Here is a 5,570-nt window from a genome sequence, read left to right as displayed (position 1 = left end):
ACGGTCTTCGTGGTCTTGCCAACCGCCTTGCTCAGCTCCTCGACGGTCTTCTCATCGGAGGGCGTCAGATAGAGCTTCACGCCCGCGTTGCCCTGCAGGGCGCGGCGGGTGTTCTCGCCGTAGATTTCATCGAGGGCGGGGATGGTTTGCGTCACCACGGCGAGGTGGCCACGATAGGTGCGGAGGGTCTCGATGCTTTCGACTACGATGGGCATTTTGCCGAGGCGATTGAACTCGTCGAGCATGATCATCACTGGCCAGGGCTCGTCGGGCCCGGGGTCCTTTTCCTGCATGGCGGAAAGGAGATCGGAGAAGAAGAGGCGGATCAGCGGCGCGAGAGGTTTGACCATTAGAGGCTGGACCACGAGGTAGACCGAGAAGGGTGTCTTGCGGATCGTCCGGAAATCAAAATCCGAGACCGCCGTCGCCTCATCGATCGCCGGGTTCTGCCATTGATCGAGCCCCGAGGTCATCAGGAGCGAAACGTAGGAGGTCAGGGTGTCGTTGTTGGTCGAAGCGAGCCGCGTGAAGATCAGCTTGGCGGCCCTGTTGTCGACCTCGTGGCCGCGGGCGAAATACTCCTTCTGCTTGTTCCCGCCCGAGGCCGCGATGCGGTAGATCTCGCCCAAGGTGGGACGTTTGCGCTGGAATGCCAACAGGCCTGCTGCCACAAAGAGATCAATCCCGCCCTTGAGGAGGCCCTGCACCCGGTCATTGTCACTTTGCAGGAAGAGCGTCGCCAGGAGCTGCAGTTCCATCTGCTGGCGCGCGGGATCTTTCAGCTCAAAGATGCGCAGGAGCGGGTTATAGCGATGCGTGCGTTTGCCCTCCCAATCGGTGGGGGCAAAGCGATAGACCTTGTCGCCCTGCGCTGCGCGGTGCCGGGCCGTGGCCTCGAAACACTCGCCCTTCACATCGAGCGTCACGGCGGAGCCTTGCCAGGTCAGCAGGTTCGGAATGACAAAGCCCGTGGTCTTGCCGCGGCCCGTGGGCGCCACGATCAGCGCATGCGGAAAGACCTTCGAGCAGATGTACTTGGCGCGAGACTTCGGGGAACCGAGCTTGCCGAGGATGAAGCCGGTGCCGGGCGCGCCGAAAAAACCATTCGCCTTCATCTCGCGCGCAGACTGCCAATGGGTCTGACCAAAGCGTGTAAGGGCGGAGCCCGAGAGGGCGAGGCTCAGCATCAGGCCGGCGGCGGCAAAGCTGCCGATGATCAGGTGAATAAGCTGGGCGTCCTCCGGGCGGCGATCGCGGATCGCCAGATAGTTCTGAGCGATATAGGCAAAGTCGATCTCGGCCCCGAAGCCGAGATCCTGATAGGTCAGCACCGCCGAGGCGATGGTATAGCCCATGGCCCCGGTCACCAGCGTCACAAGCAGGACGCCCGTGGCGATCCGCGCTTTTCCCATGGCGGCGCTCAATGGACCTGACCCCGCTCGGTCTCGCCATCCACGTCTGTCGCGCGGTGTTTTTCATATTCGGCATCGGCGAGTTCATCGACCACCTGGCGCAAGGCCTCCGTGTTGGCCGTCGCGGCATCGGATTGCAGGTAGACCTTGGCGACATAGAGCCGGTCGAGACGGTCCTCGAGGACCTTGTCCAGCGCTTCGGCATCGCCGGATGTGAGCCGGTCGAGTTGGCGGTCATCCAGCACCCGCGCGATCTCGCCACGGAAAGCGTCCCGCTCCGCCTCGGTCTCGAAGGGTGCGGACAACTCCCCCGCCCGCTCATGGTCCAGGACACGCGCAATCTCGTCTGCGAAAGGGTCGGTACGGTCAGACTGCGGTGCAGTTTGATCGCGGGTTGCGAGGATGTCGTTGCGCGTGCCAACCCCAAGCCCATCGCGCTTCTCGGTTTCGCGGCGGACCTGATTGATGACCTCCGTGTCCCGGATCTCGACGACGGCCGCATAGGTCGCGCCGAGCCCACGGGCGAGGTGGGACGGCATGTCCGGATAGCGCGCGCGTAAGTCATCCGTGACAGCATCTGCAACGGGCGTGCGGACGTCACGTCCCTCCATGATCCGGTCGACCTCGCGGGTGATCTCGCTGGCGCGGGCCGCATCGGTGATGGTCTCCCTGTAGGGTTCAGACCGGTCGATCACATCGCCTGGGCGTGCAAGCAGGTCCGGGTGCGCTGCGAGATACGCGCGCTGCTCGGTCTCGATCCGGCGCTCCGCCCGTGAGACAACCTCCCAGTCCCGGTCCTCGATCTGCTGCGCTGTCAGACCGTCCGCGCGCATCTCCTGACGGATTGTCCCTTCCATCGCCCGGACCGCGTCCCGGTGATAATGGAACCGCTCGCTGACCGGTTCCGCTTCCATGACACCATCCCGGCGCAGCACGTTCTCGCGCTCCAACAGCGTGCCAAGTTCCACATGCACGTCATTGAGAATGTCGCGGGCCTGTTCCAGATCGGCGCGGCGTTCAAGGTTCAGTTCGCGCGCCTCGGCCACCTTGGAGAGATCGTCGGCGATCCATTGATGCTCCAGTGCTGCATTGGAGGCGCCCGTCTCGATCCGGGCCACCACTTCCGATGTGCTGATCCCGGTGCCCCGTAGTGCCGCGTCAATGCGCGATCTCAGGTCGGGCTCGGCCAGTCGCGCGAGCTGGTTGGTGTCAATGTTCGCCTCGGAATAGATCCCGCCCTCTGAAGGGGTCTCTGACAGGGTGGATGATCGCAAACCGAGAGGCTGCATGTGCTGGACCTGCGTCTGGATCTCGATGAGACGTTTTTCCAGCACGGGACGTTCCGCGTCAGACTTCTCGGCGATCATGCCCTGCACCCGCGCGAGCTTCTCCGCATAGAGGCTTCTCAGGTCCTCGAAACTTTGATCCTCGGCCATATACACATCTCCTGTTCGGTCCACCTGCCCGCCATGCGCCAGCACCTCGCCCGCGCGGAAGAGTGCCGCGGCAATATCCTCGCGGGCCTCGCGGGAGGCCTCCGCAGCAAGTGAGTGGTAGACAGTTCTGGTGTTGGCGATCTCCGCCAGCGTCCGCGTCAGGTCGGCCCCCACGCGTTCGCGCTCGCGGGGCGCGCGCGCCTCTTCTTTCGCCGCATAGACCTCGCGGGTAGGGGCGGGGTAATGCACAACCCCGCGATCGACGCGGCGCGTGGCCTCCAGGCGCACGCCATACTTTTCGGCCTCCTCGACCATGGCGAGGCGGAAGTCATCATAGTTGAAGCGGTGGTTGCGCCCGAGAAAGAAGAACTCTCCTTCCTGCGAGCGGCGGTTCAGCACCAGATGCGCATGGGGATGATCGCGGTCCTCATGCACCGCGATGATGTAGTCGAAATGCCCCGCATCGGTCTGGAAGAACCGCTCAGCCACATCCGTCGCGATGTCGCGCACATCCTCGCCCCGCGTGCCGATGGGGAAGGACATGAGCATGTGAGTGGTCTGACCAAGCTTGGGTTTGAAGCCCGCATCCCACCGCTTGGCAAAGCGCTCGGTGAGGTCCTTTATGTCCTTCGCCTCGAGCTTCGTCTTGCCATCGAGGAACCCGCTACTGTCCACGATATGGGTGGACTTGGTGGTGAGGTAATCAAGCTGGTTCATCAGCTGCGATTTCGTATGCGTCCCCCCGCCCCGGATCGCCTTGAAGACCGCCGGACGGTGCCCGGCTGCCGCGCGCACAAGCTGGCTCTGCTTGGCGACATGCAGCCCCTGCATCGAGCCCCTAATGCGGCTCCAACCATCCCGGAACACCTCGCCCGTGACAGCATCGACTGCATCATTCAGCCGCATGGGCAAACTCCCTCAGCGCGGCCGTGGCTTGCAGCTGCATGGCGTCTCGGCGGCGGCGCAGGAACAGGTCGATCTCGTCAGCAGAATCCAGGATGAACCGCGCCAGCCCGCGCATCTGCGCAAGGCGCAGTTCGGTGAACTCGGCATTCGTGCCACCATCAGCCCCCTGCCCCTGCCGGTTGGCCTTCGTCATCTGCTTGGCGATCTGCGCGACCCCATTGCCTACCTCGTGCAGAGAGGCGCGGTAGCGCGCCATCTCGGCTGCCATCTGCGCATCCGGAACGAACACCCCGCCTGCCGCCTGGATGAGCCGCCGCAGCCCCTCGGCCCGGCTCTCGATCCCCGCCTTCGCCAGCACCGCGTCGAGCGCCGCAAGCTCCGCAGCCGTCACCTTCACGCTGACAGCGGAGACCGGGATCGCGGCATCTGCCTGGCGCTCGGCATCGGCTTTGAGCGTGTACTGGATCGCCCGCACCGACACGCCAAAGCGTTCCGCCAGCACTGAAGTGGAAACGCCTTCCGCAGCTTCGCGAACGATCTCCATGCGGTCCGCATCTGTGAGACGTTTTGAACGAGACATGCGAAGAAAGACCCCCTATTTCCTGCCACCTTCCACCAAGGCTGACCCCACCTTACGATAATATACCTAGCTGTCAATTATATACTTACGTCGCATGCAGTCTCAGGCAGCCTTGGTGTCCGCTTCCCCCGCGGCCCGCAGGGACGCGGGCCTGCCCCCTCACCATCAAGAACCCCACCTGTCCAATGGGTCCCCTTCCCCAACACCGCCCGAGGATCGGACCGAACACGCATGTGTTCGGACGGAACCGCGGGCGGGCGCAAACCCCACCGACAGGGCGGACAGGCTGGGTCAAGGAGGGCCAGATTTGGCTTGCCAAATCTCTGCCGCAAAAACCGGGAGGCCCTGGCCGACAGGTTTTTGTGGATGGCCCCCTTGAGGCTGACTGGCCGGTCTGTCGCGGCCTGACCCTTCCGGTCAGCGATCTTCCTTTGATCGCGCCGCGACCGGCAGCAAGGCGAGGTCGCTGGCGGCAATCACCGCAGTCAGTGGCGGCATCCCTGGAACAGGGACAGGGCCGCCCCGGGGGGCGGCCCATCCTCGTCAGGGGATTTAATCCTGGGGATCCTTCGCGCTCGGCGGGAACATCACCAGCTCCGAGACCGCGACCGGGAAGTCGAGCTTGAGGCTGAAGAACTCCGATCCATCCCCGTTGCGGGTGTTGCGGAACATCGCACCCACGCGCTGAAAACGGGTGCGCTCCTGGCCATCGGTATCGGTGAACTTGACGGGAACGGTGGCGACGTAGTGGTTGGTCATTTGGGTTACTCCTTGTTGCGATGGGGATCACCCGGCACGGGGGCAAAAGGCCCGGTCGCAAGTGCAAATGCGGAGGGTCCGCGGCCCCGCCGTGGAAGCCGTATTTGTGCTTGCCGAAGCGTGAGCTGAGGGCACGATTGGGCCGACCCCGTGCGATCCACATGCATAGCAAAAAGGAGTGATCCGAATGACCCCTGCCATGACGCCGACGCCACCATCCGCGTCCCGCCGAGCCTGGCCGGGGTGCTGACGGAGCCCGCCCGCGAGGATGCAATGTTCCGAAACGCCACCCGAGGGACGCGCAAGTCTTCAGCGTCAAGTCTGACGCCTCGACCCCTCGCGTCTTGCGATGCTGACGATGTGCGTGAGGTGCGCACCATCCCCAGCCCGTACCGATGCGGATGGGCCGCACTCTGACGGACCGGGTAGAGAGATAACGGTGCTGGCCGCCGCAGACTGCCGATCACGCGTGACCGA

General features: G+C 64.0%; 4 protein-coding genes. All 4 read right to left on the bottom strand.

Going from position 1 to position 5,570, the window contains the following annotated elements:
* On the bottom strand, positions 1-1,412 hold a 1,412-nt coding region (locus LOM8899_RS22770; RefSeq protein ID WP_093994506.1), incomplete at its 3' end, for a type IV secretory system conjugative DNA transfer family protein.
* An 8-nt stretch (positions 1,413-1,420) separates the two neighbouring features.
* A complete protein-coding gene (locus tag LOM8899_RS22765; protein WP_093994505.1) occupies positions 1,421-3,754 on the bottom strand; it encodes a relaxase/mobilization nuclease domain-containing protein in 2,334 nt (777 codons plus the stop codon).
* Positions 3,741-4,334, bottom strand: coding sequence for a helix-turn-helix domain-containing protein (locus LOM8899_RS22760; RefSeq protein ID WP_093994504.1), 594 nt, complete (start codon positions 4,332-4,334; stop codon positions 3,741-3,743). Before LOM8899_RS22760 ends, LOM8899_RS22765 begins: the two co-directional genes overlap by 14 nt.
* Before the next feature lie 552 nt (positions 4,335-4,886).
* Entirely contained in the window at positions 4,887-5,093 is a 207-nt protein-coding gene (locus LOM8899_RS22755) for a hypothetical protein (RefSeq protein WP_007120662.1), read from the bottom strand.
* Between the last annotated feature and the right edge of the window lie 477 nt (positions 5,094-5,570).

The sequence above is a fragment of the Flavimaricola marinus genome (assembly GCF_900184895.1).
Taxonomy (GTDB): Bacteria; Pseudomonadota; Alphaproteobacteria; order Rhodobacterales; family Rhodobacteraceae; genus Flavimaricola; species Flavimaricola marinus.
The sequence above is the reverse complement of the archived record's forward strand: the minus strand, read 5'-3'. Positions and strand labels throughout refer to the sequence as shown.

Excerpts from the sequence above, each read along its gene's own strand:
- LOM8899_RS22765 (WP_093994505.1), bottom strand. The coding sequence starts at position 3,754 with ATGCGGCTGAATGATGCAGTCGATGCTGTCACGGGCGAGGTGTTCCGG.
- LOM8899_RS22760 (WP_093994504.1), bottom strand. The coding sequence starts at position 4,334 with ATGTCTCGTTCAAAACGTCTCACAGATGCGGACCGCATGGAGATCGTT.
- LOM8899_RS22755 (WP_007120662.1), bottom strand. The coding sequence starts at position 5,093 with ATGACCAACCACTACGTCGCCACCGTTCCCGTCAAGTTCACCGATACC.